General features: G+C 61.1%; 20 protein-coding genes and 2 pseudogenes. 3 read left to right on the top strand and 19 right to left on the bottom strand.

Annotated elements, in window-relative coordinates; translation table 11 throughout:
• Positions 1 to 30 precede the first annotated feature (30 nt).
• The 11 genes and pseudogenes from F2982_RS27850 to F2982_RS27800 all read right to left on the bottom strand — a co-directional run bounded on the left by F2982_RS27850 (position 31) and on the right by F2982_RS27800 (position 10,792).
• Positions 31 to 1,104 carry a type IV secretion system protein gene (locus tag F2982_RS27850; protein ID WP_203431408.1) on the bottom strand — a complete coding sequence of 358 codons (1,074 nt, stop codon included), beginning with the start codon at positions 1,102 to 1,104 and terminating at the stop codon, positions 31 to 33.
• Positions 1,080 to 1,304 (bottom strand): hypothetical protein, encoded by a 225-nt coding sequence (locus F2982_RS27845; RefSeq protein WP_246777711.1) that lies wholly within the window; start codon positions 1,302 to 1,304, stop codon positions 1,080 to 1,082. The genes F2982_RS27850 and F2982_RS27845 overlap by 25 nt, the downstream gene beginning before the upstream one ends.
• A gap of 14 nt (positions 1,305 to 1,318) precedes the next feature.
• Positions 1,319 to 2,110 carry a conjugal transfer protein gene (locus tag F2982_RS27840; RefSeq protein ID WP_203431406.1) on the bottom strand — a complete coding sequence of 264 codons (792 nt, stop codon included), beginning with the start codon at positions 2,108 to 2,110 and terminating at the stop codon, positions 1,319 to 1,321.
• A 20-nt stretch (positions 2,111 to 2,130) separates the two neighbouring features.
• Complete coding sequence (locus F2982_RS27835; protein WP_203431405.1) at positions 2,131 to 3,303, bottom strand: lytic transglycosylase domain-containing protein; 1,173 nt, start codon at positions 3,301 to 3,303, stop codon at positions 2,131 to 2,133.
• Entirely contained in the window at positions 3,281 to 5,800 is a 2,520-nt protein-coding gene (locus F2982_RS27830) for a VirB4 family type IV secretion/conjugal transfer ATPase (protein WP_203431404.1), read from the bottom strand. The genes F2982_RS27835 and F2982_RS27830 overlap by 23 nt, the downstream gene beginning before the upstream one ends.
• 3 nt (positions 5,801 to 5,803) lie before the next feature.
• A complete protein-coding gene (locus tag F2982_RS27825; protein ID WP_203431403.1) occupies positions 5,804 to 6,124 on the bottom strand; it encodes a VirB3 family type IV secretion system protein in 321 nt (106 codons plus the stop codon).
• A 2-nt stretch (positions 6,125 to 6,126) separates the two neighbouring features.
• Positions 6,127 to 6,498, bottom strand: a complete 372-nt coding sequence (locus F2982_RS27820; protein WP_203431402.1) for a TrbC/VirB2 family protein — start codon at positions 6,496 to 6,498, stop codon at positions 6,127 to 6,129.
• The gene (locus F2982_RS27815) at positions 6,495 to 7,574 is read right to left on the bottom strand and encodes a transglycosylase SLT domain-containing protein (protein ID WP_246777710.1); all 1,080 of its coding nucleotides are present in this window, start codon (positions 7,572 to 7,574) and stop codon (positions 6,495 to 6,497) included. The genes F2982_RS27820 and F2982_RS27815 overlap by 4 nt, the downstream gene beginning before the upstream one ends.
• 194 nt (positions 7,575 to 7,768) lie before the next feature.
• Positions 7,769 to 8,185, bottom strand: a complete 417-nt coding sequence (locus F2982_RS27810) for a hypothetical protein (protein WP_203431400.1) — start codon at positions 8,183 to 8,185, stop codon at positions 7,769 to 7,771.
• A gap of 50 nt (positions 8,186 to 8,235) precedes the next feature.
• Complete coding sequence (locus F2982_RS27805) at positions 8,236 to 8,859, bottom strand: hypothetical protein (protein ID WP_246777709.1); 624 nt, start codon at positions 8,857 to 8,859, stop codon at positions 8,236 to 8,238.
• A gap of 1,446 nt (positions 8,860 to 10,305) precedes the next feature.
• Positions 10,306 to 10,792, bottom strand: a pseudogene (locus tag F2982_RS27800) (hypothetical protein).
• Between the two features lie 398 nt (positions 10,793 to 11,190).
• On the opposite strand from F2982_RS27800, the gene F2982_RS27795 reads away from it, so the two are divergent.
• Positions 11,191 to 11,469, top strand: coding sequence for an HU family DNA-binding protein (locus F2982_RS27795; protein ID WP_203431399.1), 279 nt, complete (start codon positions 11,191 to 11,193; stop codon positions 11,467 to 11,469).
• A 92-nt stretch (positions 11,470 to 11,561) separates the two neighbouring features.
• On the opposite strand, the gene F2982_RS27790 is transcribed toward F2982_RS27795, so the two are convergent.
• Positions 11,562 to 11,864 carry a hypothetical protein gene (locus F2982_RS27790; RefSeq protein WP_029867688.1) on the bottom strand — a complete coding sequence of 101 codons (303 nt, stop codon included), beginning with the start codon at positions 11,862 to 11,864 and terminating at the stop codon, positions 11,562 to 11,564.
• A gap of 56 nt (positions 11,865 to 11,920) precedes the next feature.
• Positions 11,921 to 12,244: a DUF736 family protein gene (locus tag F2982_RS27785; RefSeq protein ID WP_037115718.1), complete on the bottom strand. Its 324-nt coding sequence runs from the start codon at positions 12,242 to 12,244 to the stop codon at positions 11,921 to 11,923.
• A gap of 404 nt (positions 12,245 to 12,648) precedes the next feature.
• Between F2982_RS27785 and F2982_RS27780 the strand changes: the two genes are divergently transcribed.
• Positions 12,649 to 13,134 carry a DUF2384 domain-containing protein gene (locus F2982_RS27780; protein WP_025555388.1) on the top strand — a complete coding sequence of 162 codons (486 nt, stop codon included), beginning with the start codon at positions 12,649 to 12,651 and terminating at the stop codon, positions 13,132 to 13,134.
• Complete coding sequence (locus F2982_RS27775) at positions 13,131 to 13,637, top strand: RES domain-containing protein (protein ID WP_203431398.1); 507 nt, start codon at positions 13,131 to 13,133, stop codon at positions 13,635 to 13,637. Before F2982_RS27780 ends, F2982_RS27775 begins: the two co-directional genes overlap by 4 nt.
• A gap of 51 nt (positions 13,638 to 13,688) precedes the next feature.
• On the opposite strand, the gene F2982_RS27770 is transcribed toward F2982_RS27775, so the two are convergent.
• From F2982_RS27770 to F2982_RS27745, 6 genes and pseudogenes are all read right to left on the bottom strand, one after another.
• Positions 13,689 to 13,862 carry a hypothetical protein gene (locus tag F2982_RS27770; protein ID WP_246777708.1) on the bottom strand — a complete coding sequence of 58 codons (174 nt, stop codon included), beginning with the start codon at positions 13,860 to 13,862 and terminating at the stop codon, positions 13,689 to 13,691.
• A pseudogene (locus F2982_RS27765) lies at positions 13,852 to 14,111 on the bottom strand (type II toxin-antitoxin system prevent-host-death family antitoxin). The gene F2982_RS27770 and the pseudogene F2982_RS27765 overlap by 11 nt, the downstream one beginning before the upstream one ends.
• Before the next feature lie 80 nt (positions 14,112 to 14,191).
• On the bottom strand, positions 14,192 to 15,133 hold the full coding sequence (locus F2982_RS27760; RefSeq protein WP_203431397.1) for a DUF2493 domain-containing protein: 942 nt from the start codon (positions 15,131 to 15,133) through the stop codon (positions 14,192 to 14,194).
• A gap of 330 nt (positions 15,134 to 15,463) precedes the next feature.
• Positions 15,464 to 16,498 (bottom strand): toprim domain-containing protein, encoded by a 1,035-nt coding sequence (locus F2982_RS27755; RefSeq protein WP_203431396.1) that lies wholly within the window; start codon positions 16,496 to 16,498, stop codon positions 15,464 to 15,466.
• A 705-nt stretch (positions 16,499 to 17,203) separates the two neighbouring features.
• Complete coding sequence (locus F2982_RS27750; RefSeq protein WP_203431395.1) at positions 17,204 to 18,394, bottom strand: DUF932 domain-containing protein; 1,191 nt, start codon at positions 18,392 to 18,394, stop codon at positions 17,204 to 17,206.
• Positions 18,395 to 18,869: 475 nt separating this feature from the next.
• Positions 18,870 to 19,187: a hypothetical protein gene (locus tag F2982_RS27745; RefSeq protein ID WP_348652539.1), complete on the bottom strand. Its 318-nt coding sequence runs from the start codon at positions 19,185 to 19,187 to the stop codon at positions 18,870 to 18,872.
• Positions 19,188 to 19,766 lie beyond the last annotated feature (579 nt).

Here is a 19,766-nt window from a genome sequence, read left to right as displayed (position 1 = left end):
GTGAAATCGCTAATCCTTGCCGCCTCCGCGTCATTCGCTGTTGCGCCGACGATTGGTGAGCATTCGACCAAGCGCACCGACGCCAGCGACACTGCTGCGGCCCGCAAGCGCTGCAGCCGTGACGGCGCCCCTCGGTCCGGCCAGCGTACTGAGTGCTATGGCCGCGGCCTGCCCGGCGCGGGAATTGCTCGAAGAGAGGCGCCGGCGTGTGGTGGCGTAGGCGGTATCCACGCCACCTCCGCCCGGGACGCCAGAGAGGGCCGCCCCATAGGCGAAGGTCCGCGCGAAATCCGGCACCTGGAAAATGAAATAGGAGATCAGCGCGAGGTAGAGCACCATGGCGAGTACGATCGCCAGCGCGTTCTCTTTGGTGGCCATATCGCCGTTGATCGTGTCCATCATGCCGATCAGAAAGCCGAACGACAGGCCGGCCATGACATAGGTGAAGAGCAGCATGAACATGCCGTAGGCGACGCCCCTCACCCAGGCGTCGAAGACAAAGCGACTGATGCCGAAGAAATAGCAGAGGATGGCGATCGGCCCGATCGCCAGCATCACCGCGGTGATCATCTTGGCAAAGAGCGTGACGCCTGTGAGGATCAGCAGCATCGGCAGGAGGCCGAAGACCAGCACGATAAAGACGACGACGGCGCCGGTCACATTCGGCAGCCATCCGGATTCGTAGGAATTGAAGAGCTGCATGGCAAAGTCGTAGACCTTGCGCGCCATGCTGGCGACTTGCTGGGCGATGTCCGCGCCGGCCGATTGACCGCCCATCGCCGAGGATATGGCCGATCCAAGATCCTGCGGCGCCGACAGCACGAACTGTCCGATATTGTCGTAGAACAGCGCCCAGGACATGACGAGAGTATAGGCGAGGGTGAGCTTGAAGGCGGTGATCGCCATGTCCTGAAGGGAAACACTCGAAAGCCCGAGTGCGCCCCAGAGGAAATACAGGATCAGGAAGATCGCCAGGATGCCGGAAACAAGGTTTCTGTTCTCGGCAAATAGCCCCCAGGCCCGTTCCAATGAGGCCTCGTTGATCCTGTCGAAATAACGAAGCGCATCGCCATAGAAGTTTATCGCGTAGCTGACGGGATCCATGTCTCATCCTGAAAATTACTGACCGGTCGCATCGGGCCACAATCGTCCTTGATGGCGCCCGCGAGCGCATTGCCACCTGCCGTGATCGCGGGCTCGGATACGAAGCCGAGGGCCGGGACCGGATTGTCGTCGGCCGAGCATTTGGCAAGCTGCTCATATTTTCCGGCGCAACCGACGAGCACCGCACCGATCAGCCCCAACACAAGAACTGCCCTCACTGGTTCTGATCCTCGAATGCCTTCAGCTGATCGCGAACAGACGTCCCCTGCGGCTGAGTACCGCCGTCACGCATGACACTGTCGGGAAGCGGCGCGAAGGTCTTGAGGTTCTGCGACGAGGTTGCTAGGGCGGCCTTATACTGCTGGTTCAGCAGCATGACCTGGTTGTTGAGCGAGCCGACGGCTTCGTTGGCGGTCTGATTTCCCTGCAGCACCATCTGGGTATTTTGCTCGAGCGCCCCCTTCAGATCCTGAGCCGTTCCAATTTGCTGGGTGGCCTGCATGAACGAGTTCTGCCGGTCCTTGGTGGCGCTGTTCATCGCGTCGGTCAGCGCCGTCAGCGTTGTCAACGCGTTGATCCCTTGCGAATAGGCTTGGTTGGCGCCTGAGAGTTCACCGCCTTTTACGGTATCGACCACCATCTTCACGAGGTTGAGGCCGTTGATCAGCTTGGCCGCCGTATTCTGGAATTGACCGCCAATCCCTCCAAACACGGCTGCGTTGCTCGACAACACCGTGTTGAAATCCGGCGCCTGTCCCATGGTGAAGCCATTGCCGGTCGCGAGCTTGGCAAACTGGCTCGCATCCTGCGTTCGGTCGCCAGTGATCGCCGCCAGGGTCTTCGTGGTGTTGTCCTTGACGACTGACGTGTCCTGCTGGATCTCTGACGAAAGCCGTTTGATCTCTTCGCTGATCGAGATGTTTTCCGAGTCCTTGACGGGTACTTGTGCATAGGCCTGAGGGACGGAAACGATGGCGAGCGCCGCTGCGATCACTGCTGTCTTCATGTGTCTAACCTCTCCTGTTCTCAGTTTGACGTCGGCCTGGAATCGACGACCGTGACGAGGCCGAGTGTCGGGTCCTGCAACGCCGTGAAGGTCGCGACCGCGCCATTTGCACGTGCCTCATCCTGCAGGTCGGAAAGCCAGTGCTGTATCTGTTCGGTGGTGGCGTTGGGCGGAACGGCGAAGCAACGCGTGCCGCCGGTGTTGATGATATTGGTCGGGCACCGGATCTCGGCCATGACAAGTGAGCCGTCATGGTCTTTGGAATTTCCGCCACCACTGCCACGAAGGCTTGCCGACGAGGATTGCAGGCCAGACTGAAGGCGCTGCAGATATTGCTGGTTCGCAGCGAGGGACTTTCCAAGCAGCTCATTCCAAACCGAGCCTCGTTCGATCTGCGCTTGAGTGTTTCGGTCGACCGCCTTCTTCAGCTGCTCGCCGCAGCCGTTTGCATAGCTCGCAGTTTCCGGCTCGGCAGTACCCTCCGACGGGGTATTATCACCGTTATGGGCCTTGTTACGGGCATAGTAGGCGGAGACCTTTTTGACGTAGTCCTGCGTCTCCGGAATGTTGGGAATCTGACCGTTCTGCAGCGACTGCCGATACGGCCCGGCGTTGTAGCCAGCGGCGATCAGATCATAGCGGTCACCGAACATCCCCTGGAGCTGCTTGATGTATTTGACGCCGCCCCGAATATTGTCGCGCGTGTCGTAGGGGTTGACTCCGAGCTGCGCGGCGGTCCCCGGCATCAGCTGCATGACACCGGTGGCGCCGACCGCAGAGCGCGCCGACTGGCGGAAACGCGACTCCTGCTCGGCGATCGCCATCGCGAAATTCGGATCGACGCCCTGCCGGATTGCCTCCTGTCGCACCATGCTGGCGACTTCCTGCTGGCTCGGTGTCCGTAACGATGGCGCTGCGGGCGCAGTGTCTCCCGCCAGGCCGTCGGCCGAGCAATCGGTCGGCGCGCCCGAACCCTGACCAGGTGCCACGCTATCGGTCGTTCCGCCCGAGGCGCCTTTGACTTTGCGCGTATCGGCCTGATAGGACTGATACCAGTTCTCGGTCGCCTGCTGGATCTTCTGGCGCGCCTGGTCGATGACCGGCGCCTGGGCATGACCTGTGCCGACTGGGAGGATGAGAACAAGGGCCAGTGCCCCGGCCGCGGCTCCCTCAAGGTGCTTTGCGTGCTTCATCGACCGTCACCCCATCCCAGTCGCAGAATTTCGAGAGCCAGTTCTTTGGATCGTCGCCGTACTCGTCGAGCAACATCTCGACTTCGCGCACGGTCTCTTCCCTCCCCGAGAGCACCTTGATGAACTCCGGCATGTGGGACATGTCGACGCGAGCGATCACGCTGCTCTTTGCCTGCTTGATCAGCATGAAGCGCGAACTCGGATCACCGTTCTTGACCCAATCGAATTCCGCTCGCGAGAGACCGAAATGCTCCATGTAGGAGTTTTCGTCAGCCTTCGGATTGGCAAAGAAGATATTGGTCGACGTCTGTTCGATGATCGTGCGGCTGACGGTGGAACGCACTACGTCGTCGGCCGACTGCGTCCCGAAAATGACGAGACCATTCCTTTTTCGGATGGTCTTGAAATAGTCCTTCATGGTCCGCTTGAACTCGTCGTCATCGAGCAGCTTCCAGGCTTCGTCCATCAGGTTGATGATCGGCGCCTTGCCGTCGTAGATCGCGTCCAGCCGGTGGAACATGTAGAGAAGGGCTGCCGTGCGTACCGTCGGATCGTCAAGGATCGATGTCATGTCGAAGCCGATCATCGGTCGGGAGATATCGAGATCGTCGGCAGCGTTGTCGAAGAGCCAGGCGTAGGGTCCCTTGTCGACCCATTTGTCGAGCCGGGCGATCAGGCTGCCCTCGGTCCGCTCGCTGCCAGCAAGCAGCGCCCGCAGTGAAGAAAGACGCCGATACGACCTATCCTTCGTCTTGAGGACCGACTTGATCGCGTTGCGAATGATCGCTTCTTCCTGCGGCGTCAGGCTTTCGCCCTCTTTGGAAGGTTTCAGCATGAAGCTCAGGAGCCCATAGAGGAAAACACGGTTCTCCTCGGTGTCATCAAGCAGTAGCGGGTTCCATCCCGACGGCTGGCCGGGCTCCAGCGACATGTAGGTTCCGCCTGCTGCGCGGACCATGATGTCGAGACCACGGTCCTTGTCGAAGACAATCGTCTTCAGCCGCGGGCTGACGCGATAGGACTGCAGGATCAGGAAGGCCATGATGACGGTCTTGCCCGAACCGGTCGGGCCGAAGACTGTCGTGTGCCCAACGTCGCCCTGGTGGAAGTTGAAGAAGAAGGGCGTGCCCGACGTCGTCTCGAAGATCGTGATCGCCGGCCCCCAGTGGTTGCCGTCAGGCTTGCCGTATGGATAGGCGTGAAAGCTGCTCAAGCCGGCGCAGTTCAGCGTGGAGATGAGGGCTCGCCGGGCGATATAGGCCTGATTGCCAGGAAGCTGCGCCCAGTAGGCGGGCTCCGCATTCAGGTCCTCGCGGACGTAGGAGGCGCCGAGCGCGCCAAGTTCGTTGCCGATCAAGGCCACGGCATCGTCAAGCTGGGTGGTGGTCTTGGCGACCGGCATCACCGTGAGATGATGTTCGGTGAAAGCAACCCGCTTGCGGGCCAGTTCGTCCCGGGCAATATCGAGATTGGCCTGGACACTCGAGCCACCTTCGTCTGCCTTCGACATCTGCCGGTCCAGTCGTTCGATCCGGCTGCGCGCCGCCATATCATCGACAAAAGACATCGACTGGGTCAGCACCAGCTCGAATGGCAGCTTGAGGATATAGTCGAGCATGCCGGCGCCGGTCTCTGGCGGATATTCCTTGAGCGAGACCATCGCCGCGTAGCGATCGTCGTCCAGTACGTCGCCCTGTAGGTGGATGATGCGGTTACCGATCGACGTTCGGCGCGCCGGCAGCATCTCATCGATCGGGATGTTGCCCAGCCGGATCGGCCGGACGCGTCCGCCATTCAGCAGTGTGTAGAAAAATTCGCATTGTTCGGAGAACCAAATTTTCCGCGCGGCTTCGTCGACGACCATATCTTCAGAGACATCGCGGAAGACTTTCCTGTTCTCGCCGAGGTCAGCTTGTACGCGTTGCACGTCGCGAAGAACCTTCGGTCCGTAGACGGAAAGCGACTTCTCCAGCGCTCGTGTTGCCTCGACCAGCTTGTCGCGCATCGCGCGGAACTGTTCCTTGCGCACGATCGTGCCGCCTGCGCCCATGAGGCGTGAGAGCGCGGATCCCTTCCGGAACATGGGGCGCACGACCAGCGAGACATAAGTGTCGTTCACGAACATCTCGTTCTTCGAGATGCTCGACTGATAGACGTGATCGAGGCGCTCCATAAAGGGATCGGCGAAGGCCGACGGCAACGACGGCGCAACCTTGCGTCTGATCACGTGGGTATAAAGTGCGAAGCTGCCGATCGAGGAGATCGCACGGAAGGCGGCATTGCGCTGCCGCTGCAGCATATTGATCGTTTCGATATCCGCCGTCTCGAAGGAGAAGCCGGTGAGCTTCAGCGTCGAGACGAGGCAGTCGTTCTTCAGGCGGATGATGCCGTTTTCGATCGGGACGTAGAAAGGAACATGCGTCGCCACATTGCGGTCTGCAAAGATCTCCCAACCCTTCGACAGACTGCCTCTCAGCGATCTCGCCATCGTGTTCATCGCTTACACTCCGTAGGTTCTGACGCCGCCACCGAGCTTCCGGCCAAGAGGGTTGATACCGCACATGCTGAGGCGCCCGACGATCTCGAAAAACCAGAGATCGAGCTTGACGGTGAGCACGTAGAGAATGCTGTGGAGGACCATGAAGGAGACCGGGAACCACAGGATGGATCCCAGGATCATGAACACCATCAGCGAAACAAAACATTCCGCCAGGAAGTAGGTGTAGGGAATTCCCATCACTGTCGGCGGTCGTGTGAGAGCCAATATGACGGGATGGGATTCGATATAGTCGTCGCCACCATCGGAGATGTTCCCGGCCATGGCTAAGACCCGCTGCCAGCGAGGAAGTCGACGAGCTCGGCAGCGGCAAACATGCCGGCAAGGCTTCCTCCAACCCGAAGCAGCGCTCCCCAGGACCAGTAACCGAAGGCTGCGGCCAGAAACATGCCGATGAAGGCGATCGCTCCGACCGAACGACCGAACGGGCCAGTAAAGAATTGCACGAGGCGGTCGGCGGCATTTTGCAGCGCGTCGAGGTTCTGCGCCGCGGCCGGCTCGTACTGGCTGACGAGCAGGATCAGGCTCGCGGCAAGCACGATCGCGGCGTTGCCAACCCATTTCCGCCTGACCATCGAGGACCAGGCAACGCTGCCATAGAGAACGGCCGTCTGGACTGCCAACACGATGGGATTCATTGAGACACCTCTTCCTTGACAATTTTGACCGGCCCGCCAGCATCATTCTGAGCCTCATCACGCTGAGGACGGACGTCTGACGGGGACGGAGTTGCAACAGAGAACACAAGCATGGGGGATTTGGCCCGGTCGGCACGCCCGGTGCTGCGGGGCGCCGAAGTTAGACCTTTGGGCCGGAGAACCGGGGTGGCCGCTGTGCCGGTATAGTATCCGACGACACGGGTGACGTAGTCGGCGGTCTCTCGGATCAATGGCAGGGAATGGCGAAGGTCGACATTCGGCTCGCCAGCATTATAAGCGGCGGCGACCAATACAGGATTTCTGTACTTGGCGATCAAGACGCGGAGAAATCGCGTGCCGGCCCGGATGTTCTGCTCCGGATCCGATAGATCGGTTGCACCGAAGGCTTCGCCGAACTGTGGCATGACCTGCATCAAACCGATGGCGCCCGCGGAGCTCACCAGGTCTGGATCGAACGCGGCATTTTCTGCCCGCATCACAGAAAGCACCCAATTCGGATCAACCTGCTCCTCACTGGCAACCTTCAATGCAAGGCCGGTATAGTCCGTGGGGACACCGGATAAAAGATCCGGTCGGGCCTGTACTGGTGGCTCGCTGACATTGATATGAGGTGCGGTTGCCGGCTCGGCGAGCTCGGGAACGGCTGTTGCCTGGTCAAACGAATAGACGCTGACCATCGAATGCACAGCACGTTCCCGTCGGTCATTCGTGCTGCCAGCCGCTGATCCTGTTGATCGCCCAGCATGGTCACTGAACCCTCCAATGGAATCCAGCGGGCGAGCGCTGGCGCGGAGCGCATTTTCAGTGGACGACCCGCTAAATCGCTCGCTAAAGGTGGCAGAATCGATCGTTGGGATGTCCTGCGTCGAAACAGCAGAGGCGGAGGGCTCCGGATTTGGCGGCAGGGCGTCGACCTCGACCGCCTTAAACTCCATCCGGTTGGCAGGGTGCCGTAGGTGCGTCGACTTTCCCGACACGATTTGACCGCTGCTGTCATCGGGGCCGGAGGCGAAACCGGTGAGCAGAAAAGCCGACGTTCCGGCGAGCCAAAGCACGCTCCGCGAGGATATCTTGTGCGGTCTGTTCACAGGCGAAAGCGGAGCGCTATCCATGGCTGAACCAATGCAAATTATACTGCGGTATAAGATTTTGAACCGCATTCAGCCGTAGAAATCAACCCCAAAGTTTAACTGGAGTATAATTATTGTCTCGCCGCGCTACCTCACGAGAAGAGCTTCATTAAGAAAAATCAGTCCCTTAGCCGTGACCATTTATCCGGAGTCCAGCGATACCGAAGCTGTTCGCGGTCTCCCAAAATACGAGCAAGACGGACGGCGGTCCCGCCCTTTATCAGTACCGAACCAGCGTCGGTGCCCGAAGTCGCGACAGAGATTCGGCACACAAAATTCGGCAACTCTCTTTGTATCCTGTCCACCGGATAACAGGACTCGACCTGGTAGCGCCCACCATCAAGTCCGATCGACAAACCCCTGTTTTGGACTGGGCCAAGACGGTGGCGTCCGAAGTGGTTTCCATATTCAAGCTGGCATTCGACGATGTTGCTGGAGTAGGCTTTACAGGCTGCCAGGGTGAGATAGGCAAAAGGTGCCGGCGGCAGCGGGCGCGGCTGTTCAACTTGATGACCACATCCTGCGAGCAGGGTCATTGCCGCCAGAGATCCTAAGAGCTTCCTGAAAAGACGCATTGTATCGCTTTCTAGCTTGCCTGCCGATAACCGGCATGTTCGAGGGCTTCGAGAAAAAGATCGCGGGCGAGCGCGCAATAGGGTGACGAGGCCTGAGCCAGGTGAAGCTGGGTGAGCACCAGACCGAGATCGGAAACGGTAGTCACGACCTCCTTCAGGTCACTGTTGAACGCGTCTCGCAACACCTCGCGGCCATCGTGGCCTTTGACCACGATCGCGTAGTCGTCACGCGCGATGCTGTGCCACAACTCGATCATGCCGGTTTCGCCGACTGCGCTTTCCGTGTCGCAGATGAGCAGAAGCGCGTAATCCGGATCGCGCATCGCGCTTTCCTCTATAGAGGTGTCCCCACGAAATTCCGTCAGCACCACCTCAGAGGCAAAGAGCATCAAGCGCTCGTTCACCAGAAGGCGCTTCTGCCCGAGCCGTACAAAGGCGTTCATGACGGCGGAGCGGATTGCTGCGGGTGGAAGATTTTCCCCGCAGTGTTCGCAGATCGATGTCAGTTGGCCGTCCAGAAATGCGAAGGTGGTATGGAAGCGGTTGATGACGGATCGCTCGATATGTTCGGTCTGACCGCCCAGCGCCTCAACGAATGCGAACCCATCAAGTCTTCTTCGCGGTTTCGCGAGCATATAGCTTTCCGGCTCAGACCCTGCGTCCCCCACCAGGCTTGAAGGGCCAACGACAACAGCTGCGGACCGTGTCTGTGCACCACAGTCAGGGCAGTCCGCAGTGAACGGCACCATGTACCATTCCTTCGTCACGAGGGATCGATTGTGTATCAGAGTCAAACCTTATTCTTGAAAGACAGAGTACCGGCCCGCCCCGCAGCCTATACCAAATTACCAAATTATACTCCGGTATAATTTATCAGCAGAAATTGGCTTGCTCAAGCGGGAAAAAACGAGGGACCGGGACACGTTGGATTTCCCAGGTTTTAGAGGATCCGGTGATCACGCTGCTCCGCTGACGCGACATTCACCGATGCGCCGGATCGCTCAATAGCCCGTTCCCGAAATGACCTGTTCGCTGATCCGCCCAGTCGCGCGTGCACGCAAACACCCGTTGGGCGATTTGCGCAATCACCGATACACCGACGAGCGGGATCGCCTGAACTCCCATTCGCCATATCGGTGTCGCACCGTCTCCCTTATTTGCTGGCTGACCGATCTGCCGCTTCACCCAACTGCTCAATCACTGGTTCACTCATTCGCCGAAAGGCAGATGCGCTCAAACGGCGATTCACCTTCTTGCGTATAGGCGCAGTTGCCTATTCGCACATTCGCATGTCTGTCGAACCGACCATCCACCTATTGGCGGATTCGCCCCATTCGCTGATGAGCGAAAACGCCTGACCGCCGAGATGCCGCTGCATTTCACGGCGGCCGAAAGCTGTCTGCCCAAAGAGTCCGCTCCGGAGCCTCCCATTCTGCCGACCCGACCTCACTCCCCCACGGCCTTGTTACGTCTGAAAAATGAAAGACCGGGAAACCCTTGCTCCGCCTCTGAAGCGACTCGCCCCTCGGGCGAAAACGGCTATTGGTATACCAATAGCCTATCCTGCCATCTCTCACCAAACCGGTCTGGCCGCCGTGCCCGAAGCGCCCATGCTGTTGCGGGTCATCAGACAAAGCAACAGCGATCACAGGCTCAGGCCTGTGATCCGCGCCGGAGGAATAGCGCGGTGGCCAGACCGGTTTGGTGAGAGATGCTGAAGCGAGCCGTTGTCGCGAGGCGCCGGGATGGCCGTGACCGAAGAGAACGGACGTCGATGGCGCACGAGCGATGAGACGGCGAGCGCACGGCAGGAGAGGAGGATCACCTGCAGCGAATGCCTGAAGACATTAGGGCGCAGCGTAAGGTGATCCTCCTCTCCGTGTTGTTTGGGGAAGTCGCGGCAGCGTCCGTTTAGCGGCCCGAAAGGCCGGGCGGGTCTCGACCCGCACCGTAAGGAGAGGGGTGTTTGAGGGGAGAGGCGGCAAGTCTCTCCCCTCAAGACCGCGTGCAGGCTCGATGCCGGCAAGCGGTCAAGCCCGCAGAAGAGACGAGAGACGGCGAGAGCCGCCTCTCGTCTCGCGTCAATAGTAGACGATGCGTGCGATGCTAATGGCGATACCCGCCTCATTGCGAATGGAGCGGACGATTGGGGCGAGAGTGCCCAGCTCCTCATCGGTGAGGTCAACGAGCCTCGGATAGTTGCTCTCGACGCCGCCGCAATCGGCCGACAGCGCATAGTGCCATTCGCCGCCGTTCACGCGGTACTCGTGGGTGTCGTAGTCGATTTCGAGATCATCGAGCGGCGTAATCCGGAAACGGGCAAAGCATCCCTCTTCGCCATGAAGCTGCAAGGCGACGAGACCTTCATCGTCGGGCGCGGTGGCAAGCTGACGCTCCAGCGCAATGAGGGCTCGCAGCCGCGCAATTGCAGCTGCCAGCCCCTCGGCGAGTTCCGTCATGTAGTTTGAGCAAGAAGTCGTCCTCGCAACCGACGCGACTTGCAAGGATAATAAGCCTGAAGCCCGCAAGCACTGCGAGCTGATGAACGTTGTACCAGTCATCGGACATATCAGTGTCTCCTCTCCGTCTCTGACGAAAGGAGGCTGCGCCGTAGCCGCGAGGGGTCAGGGATCGCGGAACGCGACCGCCAAAGGCGGCAAGCGGAGGAACCGATTTTCTGTCGATGGCCCGAAGGGACTGCGGCGGAAAATTGGAGGGGCCGCGCAGTCCTTGAGGCCGTCATGCGCCCATGACACCCTCGGACGGACTGAGCTGACATTTCCTCTCCGTATCGCACCCGAACACGAGGACGGGCTCGATGCCCGTCTTCGGGTTACTGCTACGTGATCAGGTGAATAACTGTGGAGATCCCTGGCTTTGCGAACGAATTGCCGCAGAGTGTCGATGACAGTGGCGGTCGACGATGTCAGGGATTCTGCATCTCAAACGATGCGGAGCACACAGTTATGACGACAACTAACGAAATCGCCGACAAAATCGCGGCAGAGCACAACCTCACCAAAGTACAGAGCAAGGCTATCGTGGAAGCCGTGATTGCGTCGATCACAGCAGCTGCGGTTGCCGGCAACGAAACGAGCCTCCCCGGCTTCGGTAAGTTCAAAGTAAGGGAAACGCCGGAGCGCGAGGCCCGCAATCCTGCGACCGGCGCGACGATTAAGGTTGCCGCCGCGAAAAAACTGGCGTTCACGTCAGCCAAGGCCTTGAAGGATGCGCTGAACAAGTAGACTTGTTCGCCAGGCAAAAAAGTAGTCCGGCCCGGCCCGGGCTATTTCGTTGTGAGTTTGCATCAGCGGGCGGATGTCCCATTGCGAATATCCTAGATGAGCGTGTCGCTGACCGCGTGATGCGCTTCACGGGCATGGTCATCCAGCAGCTTGTGAAGAACACCTGATGCCAGGGGTATGAAGTCGAAACCGCGTGCGATTGCCGCGGTCCTCAGTCGCGACAGTGTTTCGAACTCCAGGAGGTCGGCGCCCAGCCAGAGCTCAAGATCCTCGCCTTCGGCATGCGGGAATGCCTGGAGGAAGAACGTCTGAAGCGGGCGGTCATAGCCGATGATGGCATCCGGGTCGGTGTGGCGGGATGCGGTTCGGGTGACAGTAATCGTGTAGCGGCTCATGGCGGCCTCCTTTGGAATGGGGAGGCCGGCCCCGATTGCGGGGCCGGCCGTCCGGTTCAGGCCGGGCTGTTCCAGAGGATGACCTTCTTGCCGGGCTCGCCGCCGGGCGCCGGGGCGACGTTGCCGAAGATCACGCCGATCTCGGGTGCTTCGAGCTTCGTGGAGATGTATTCCTCGCCTGTCTGGCGGGAGATGCGGTTCCAGCCTGCGCCGATCTCGAAGCCGGTCTTGCGGTGGATGATGCGATAGTCCGGGGCTTCTTCGCTCGCCTTGCTGGCGTTCGGGATGAGGGCGATCGGGGCGTTGACCCGGATGGTGGCGAAGACGCCTTCGAGAGTGCCGTCGGTCTTTTCGGTCAGGGTTGCGATGGTAGTAGCCATGGGATTGTCTCCTTCGTTGAATCGGGACCATTCCCGATGGCGCCCGAATAATGGGCCGCGCCGCAGGCGTCACCGCAGCGTAGCGAAGGGGAACCCCCTTGCGGGGTTGACGCTGATTGCGGCCGGTCCCTTAGAAAGGCGACATGAAGAACGGGAATGGTACTTGATTGCGACGGCGGCGGGGAGACCTCGCCTTGTCTGCCTTTTGCAGACCCGCCGAGTGCCGCGCTCGTGCATGCGTGAGTGGCATTAGGATCAACGGACCCCTGCCACCAGCCAAGCCGAGGGGACGCAAGTGATCGGCAACGTCCTGAGCCCGGTGCGGCTGGGCCGAATGCGCCCCTCCTTGAAATATGCCACGACAGATGACATATTGTACGCGACACTTGACGCGGAGAACGATGATGGCCCTCGCAGCTAAAGCCCCTTCCACAACGGTCGCCGGTGGGGAATTGCAGAAGATCGAAGCCCTACTTGGCGGTTCGCGGGTGCTCGCGCGCCGGCTGACCAGTGCGCTTGATGCGCATGAGCTGCTATTGCACGGCCTGCCGGCCTTAGCGCTCGATCACCTTGTCGGCAATCTTGTCGTCATAGGCAAGAACGAATCGCTGGAAAAAGCGGTCGGCATGAGCCTGCGCACCTGGCAGCGTCGGAAGGACGCGCTGTCCAAACCGCTCAGCCAGGAACAGAGCGGCCGGGCCTGGAAGTTCGCCGAGATCCTTGCCAAGGCGACAGATGTCTTTGGCTCACAGGCGGAGGCCGAGCAATGGCTGGAACGCCCAGCGATCGGGCTTGATCAGCGCCGGCCGATTGATCTTCTCGGCACGCCCGCCGGCGTCGAATTGGTCGAGGATCATCTCGATCGCCTTGAATACGGCGTCTATGCATGACCCTTCTACCGATTTCGCTCGGCGGAACCGAGCTTGTGGCATGGCGGCTCGATCAAGCCATCCATGCGGCGACATGGGATAGTGGCGAAGGCGCCTATCGGGTTGGCGGACGCTGGAACAGTAAGGGCGTGCGGGCGGTCTACTGCTCGCTCGATCCAGCGACGGCGATCCTTGAGGTGGCGGTGCACAAGGGATTCCGGGCACTCGATACGGTCGCCCATACGATAACGGCAGCCGTCGTTGCCGACCCCGCCCATGTCCACGTCGTTGATCCGGCGACCGTACCCAATCCCAACTGGCTGCGACCGGGCATTCCCGGGGCGGGACAACAGGCCTTCGGAGACACGCTGCTGCGCCGACACCGGTTCGTCGCGATCCCCAGTGCGGTCTCGACGCACAGCTGGAACCTGATCTTTCTAGCGGGCGGTGGGGCAGGTGCCTACGCGCTCAAATTCCAGGAGTCGTTCGCGCTCGACACGCGGCTGCACCCACCCGGATCCTAGACGGTCGGGAATTGGATGGAGCCTGCTCTGCAGGCGGCGGCGCGACGGATATCAGTCCAGGCGGCTGACGTGCCACCCCTGAAGGAAGGCAGCCACAATCTTGATCATGAAGGCCTTGCTGAAGCGACCGAGGATCGGACCGCCTTCCGTTTCACCGCGCTCATCCTGCCATTCCCAAAGACAGGGATAACCGGTCACCTGGCTGAGGCGGAGTTCACGGCTCATCGTCGTAGCCTTCGCCGCGCGCCAGCCGATCGAGCGCCTCGTCGAACAGTGCCGCATGCTCGGCGGGCATCTCCGAGATAGAATGCGCTCGGCGCGGGTCGCCGCCCGTGCAATACGCTCATAGTGCTCGTAGCTCATCAACACGAAGCGCGGCTTCTTGTGCCGCGTCAGCATGACCGGCTCGCGGCTTGCCGCGTCGGTGATATCTCCGATTTGCTTGTTCAAATCGGCGGTCGAGAACCGCTTCATGTATATGGTCTCCGCGATTCTCCATATAATTCAATTTCTCCATATTTTCCATTTTTTACATTTTTCTAGAGGAACGGCGCTCACGCGCCGTCTCCCGAGGCCTGCCAGACCGGGATACCAAGGCGACGTGCCTTGTCGGTGAGATTGCCGGTGATGCCGTTTCCGGGAAAGACGATCAATCCGGCGGGCATGACTGAGAGCATCTCGTCATTGCGCCGGAAGGGCGCGGCCTTCGCATGCTTGGTCCAGTTGGGCTTGAAGGCGATCTGCGTGACCTTGCGCGCTTCCGCCCAGCAGGCGGCGATCCGTTCAGCACCTTTCGGCGAACCGCCGTGCAGCAGAACCATGTCGGGATGCTTGGCATAAGCCTGGTCAAGCTTCGCCCAGATCCGCTCATGATCGTTATAGTCCATGCCGCCGGCGAACGCGATCTTGGTGCCGGCAGGGATCAGCACCTCGGTTTCGGCGCGTCGGCGAGCTGAGAGGAAGTCCCGGCTATCGATCATCGCCGCGGTCATGTTGGCGTGGTTGACCTTGGAGCCGGCACGTGGCCGCCAGGATGAACCGGTCTGCGCCTCGAACAGGTCGGCCGCATAGTCGCGCATGAACTCGAAGGCGTTGCGGCGCTCCAGGAGCGTGATGCCCTCGGAGATGAGGCGTTCAAGCTCGACACTCTTCACCTCCGAGCCGTCCTGCTCGCGCTGGCCGGTGCGCTGCGCTTCCTCGTTGCGATCGAGTTCGCGCTGGATGCGCTCGCCAGCGCGATGGAAGAGATTGGGGATCGACCAGAACAGATCTTCGAGATCAGGCTCCAGCCGGGTGTCGCCGAGCATGTCGGCGAAGGCATCGAAGATCGCAGTGATTGATGACTGGACCTGCGGTTCCTCCGGCAACGGCCGGGGATCCGGCTCGTCCTGCAAGGGGCGATAGCCCAGGACCTGCATCTCGTAGATGAAGCGGTCGGTCGGGGAGGAAGAATGGTTGGGCTCGAAGCTGTCGTCGGCGTGAAGGATCGGGTCCATGATGATCTCCGTTATTTTGGGCCGCGCCTCTCGCGGCCTGACGGCGAACCCGGTCATGCGGATCGAGACCGGAACCGCAAGCGGAGCGCGGGCGGCCCAGCGAAGCGCCGGGCGGCGGAGGGAGGGTTTCTTGACCGGAGAGGAATGACAGGTCGCGCCCGCGGACTGTCAGGGGAAGAAACCCGACCGACCCGCTGAAGGTCGAGCTCCGCGTGATACCGGTCGCCTCTCGGCAGGCCCGCAGGCGCGCCAAGGGAAACCGGAGACCAGCCGATCCTTCCGCCCACGCCGCCTGCGACGCAACCTGCGGCTCCATCCCACCACCCGGCGTCAGGCCATGAAGGTCATCGCGTCTTCCGGCGTGAGTTGCGACATCAGGCTTGCGGCCATCCGATCGGGTCCCAGCCAGCGCAGATCTTCGTTGAAATCGCTGAGCTCGGGCGACAGCACCAGCGGCAGAATCCCGCAGATCTGCGCGCGCCGGCTCAATCGCTCGACGGCGTGGCGGCCGGCGGCATCCGCGTCGGCGGCAATATAGATGCGCTGGCATCCGGGCGGGAAGCGGAAGGCAGCAAGGTGACTGGCCGAGAGAGCCGCGACCAAAGGCATGCCGGGCATCACCTGTGAGAGGGACAGCACGGTTTCGAGACCTTCGCCCGCGGCCACGACCGGGATCGGTGCGTCGAGCGGGAAGCAGAAGCGGACGCCATTGCCGAGCAACGCTCCAAGCGCTCGGCGAGGATTATCGACCCTCGCCTTGCCCCCGCCGGCCGGATCGAGAAAGCAGCGGTGTATCCCGGTGATCTCGCCCCCAGGGCCTGTCACAGCGGCAATCAGCGCCGGATAGCTGCTCGTCTGGCCGGTGACGAGATCGCGGTAGTAGCAGGCCGCATGGAAACGCAGTACCGCGTGGTCAGGACCGCGCAGGATACCGCGCCCCCTGAGATAGGCGTCGGCAAGTGTGCCGGCGAGGGGCTGCGTCGTCCGAAACAGACGCCTGGCACGCTCAGAAGCCGGCGGGGCGACTACCGCGGGATCTTGACTGCCGCTTCGAGAGGGCGATAGCGGCTCCGGCCTGGGGAGGCTGAGGAACCGGCGGGCCTCGAAGGCAACGTCCCGGAAATCGATGAGACCGCAGGTCTCGCGTATGAGATCGAGGAGATCGCCAAACTGGCCGGTCGCTGCATCTGTCCATCGGCCGGCGCGCGGACCGGCGAGATGCACGTAGAGCGAAGCGCCCCTGGTGTTGTCGACATCGCCGACCAGCCAGTAGTGACCGGCCCGGCGGCCGGCCGAGAGATAGTGGCGGCAGACGGCCTCCGCGTCTTGCGCGAGACGCTCCGCCAGTTCGCCTGGGGAGAGCATGGCACGCCCTTCTCATAACCAGCACGCGACATTGACCGGCCAGCCCCGGAAGGTCCGGATCACGGCCAACACAGCGGTCACGATCGCGCCAAGGCTGTCTCCAGCAACGACGCGACTCCGCTGCAGAAACGACCTGGTTTCTTGCGCCGCGAGAGGCGCGTGAAGGCCAGTCCTGACAACACTCGGAACGGCGGAAACGGGGTGTGGCTGCGAGATGATTGTCATCGAAGTATCTCCAGAAGCGAGAAAGAGCGACCTGGCTCGGCGCCCGGCCGGATGGGCTGGACAAGCGTCACCAGGCAGCCAAGGAGGGATCGGCGATCGCCAGCAAGGAGCGCCGATGATCACCGGCGCTTAGCGTGTCTGGCTGCCCATAAAGCCGATGGGATCATCGGCGTCGGGCGGTGGAGGTCAGAGGGGTGGGCATCGGGAAGATCGCCAAGACGCAAAGACGTGTTTGCCGTAACTGCGGCCGACGCCGCAAAGCACGTAAGGCGTGTCGACGCATCGAGGCATTCCAGCAGATCGAGATTCCCACCAGCTGCGAAGCGCGCAGCGGGTGCCGAAGATTGCGCCGGCATGATCGGGGATAGCCCATCACGCACAGGGTGGCCCAGACATAAAGAGGCCCGGCGCCTGACCGGGCTCTAAGATGACGAGGGGTTGGCAGTCGCGCCGGATCTGTGGGCCAGGCGCGCCAACCTATCAGGCAGCGCTTTCGAGCAGCTTCCTGGCCTTGCCTTCGAGTTCGAGACGCGTGTCCTGATTGGTCCTGGTGCGAGCAAGCGCGGTGATGCCCTGGACGAAATCGAAGATCGATTCCGGTGGCCTGCCCTCCTCAGACAGCACCATTTCGATCACCTTGCCGGACTCGGCTTTGGAAAAGCCGCGGCGGCGCAGGAAGGTCTCGCGATCCTCGTCCTTGCGCGCGACGATCCGCTCGCGGGCTGACTTGATGCCGGCGATGAAGGGCGCCGGCGAGGAGTTCGCGAAGCTCGTCAACGCAGGTGCCGCCTCATGGGCAAAGCGCTGGGCGGCAAACTTCGAATGGCGAATGGTGATCTCTTCAAAATTCTCGGTTCCCCAGAGGTTGCGGTTGGCGCAGACAGCGCGGAGGTAAAATGAAGCAATGCCGAGCGTCTTCGATCCAACCTCGGAGTTCCAGGCGTAGAAGCCGCGGAAGTAGAGATCCGGCTCGCCGTTCGCCAACCGCCCGGCTTCGATCGGATGGGTGTCGTCCACCAGAAACAGGAAGACGTCACGGTCGCTGGCATAGAGCGTCGTCGTATCGGTGGTGATATCGACGAAGGGATTGTGGGTCATCGTCGCCCAATCCAGGACGCCCGGCACTTTCCATATCGTGTCGCCGGTCCCATTGCCGGCGATCTCCATTACCGCCGACACCAGCTCATGGTCCCAGATGCGGCCATAGTCGGGTCCGGTCACCGCTCGCAGTTCCAGGCGGCCATCGTCCATCTCCAAAGTCTTGACGAGCTCGGCGCGGTGATTGAGCAGGCCATGCTGCAGATTGATCGCCGCAAGCGGCGCCGGAAGCTGGCGCATATAGGTGGCGGGCGCGCCAACCAGGCTGCAGAGCTGGCCGAAGCTCCAGTGGGTCGGCGCGATCGGCTGGCGCTGGCCGGGAACAAGAAGCGCAAGCCGCTCAGCATTGTCGCGGGTTGCTTCGACCCGGATCGCAGCGCTTTCGATCCTCCGGGCATGGGCGTGCTCAGCGCGGGATCGAACGGTGTCATAGAGATCGCTCAGCGACAGGAAGCGTTCGTCGTCGGGCCGTGAGAACCATTCCGACGAAACGCGGCCGATCCGCATGCCGCGGGAGATATCGACCTTGAAGGCGGAAGAGGCGGTTTGGATGTTGGAAGGCAGGATGTGCATCGATTTGTCTCCATAAACGTAAAACCCGGCGCGATGGCCGGGCGAGGTCGAGGGGTTTTTTCGAAAAAAGCTTAGCCATGTGCCGGCCGGCGATGCGGCAAGCCGGATCGCCAAAAGCCGCGGCGAATTTTGCGCTGGCGATCATGCTGGAAAACCATCGCTGAGAAGACCCGACCGCACCGCGATCGGGTCAGGCTTTTGTGATGCTGGTGAACCGACTGGGCGGCCGTGAGATTCGCTTTCAAACTCACGTCCCGTATCGCCGGGGTCATCGCTTGATGCTTGCGGCTCGTCTTGGAGGTCGGCCGGCTGGTCGGGGATCCCGAAACTGACCCGCCTCGTTCACGCCAATGTAGTCATGGTCGGCGCTCTCCTCCTCGCTTAGACCCTGCGCGCGCAGGGCCAGGAAGGCGCGAAACTGATCGAGCGGATGCAAGGGGACGCGCTGGAGGCCTTCAGCAAGCGGGTCCTCGACCTACTGGGTGTCGTCTCTGCTGACAATGCCGGGACTGCTGGCGGTTCTGGTCAGTCGCTTCTGTGCCACAAGCGTTCGAGAGCGCGATAGCGCGCCCACCGTTGGGAATGCGGCAGATGCCGGTCTCGTTGCCATCGCCGTCGAGTTCAGGCCGGACGTTGAGGCTGGTGAGCAATCCGCGATCGCGATGTCTTGCGCCAAGTCCTCGATCGACAGGCTCGCCCTGAGCTTGCGGACGGTCTGCTGGTTGAGCACCAGCTTGTCGAGGGGAATATTTCGGGCTGCACTGAGGGTGAACTTCTCGATCGCCTTACCCATGCCGTTTCTCCGTAGCGAGCCGGCCAGAAACTCTCTCCAGCCTCCCAACCCGCTACAAAACCCCTTCCCTCCTCTCCCTCTGTCACGCGCCGCTTCGAGCACCTTTCACCGCACAACCTGACCGACCCAGTTATTGAGCGGCACCGTTCTCTAATTCGCGCTCCATTCAGGCGTGGCTCGCCCGTTGTTGAAAAGGCTGAGTCCTGGCTTCTCTGCCTGTTGCGGAACGCCGCAGAGGGCAGATGTCGAGCTGGAGTTCAGGGCGTTCGCAAAGGACCGTTTCCTTCGGTAAAGAAGCCGCAGCCCCGAAGATGAACTTTGCGGGAACACGTTTTCGATCTGCCGCAAGAAAGACCTCGACCAGGACCCTGACTGGATGCTGTCGGACGCGTTCGGATGATGGTTGCGGGAAACGCATCGTGGGCAACCTGTCCCTGCACGCGACGTGCCTCTGTCGCAAGCGTCCGTGAAGATGGGTCAGCGACCGGCGCTGGGGGCGCGGTCTTCTAGCCTTCGGCAAGGTCTCGATCGCGGAGTTCCGTCATGGGCTCAGAGGCTTTCAAGCTTTTACGCCGATGC

This window comes from Rhizobium sp. BG4 (assembly GCF_016864575.1).
GTDB lineage: Bacteria > Pseudomonadota > Alphaproteobacteria > Rhizobiales > Rhizobiaceae > Rhizobium.
This window is presented reverse-complemented; position numbering and strand designations above follow the sequence as displayed.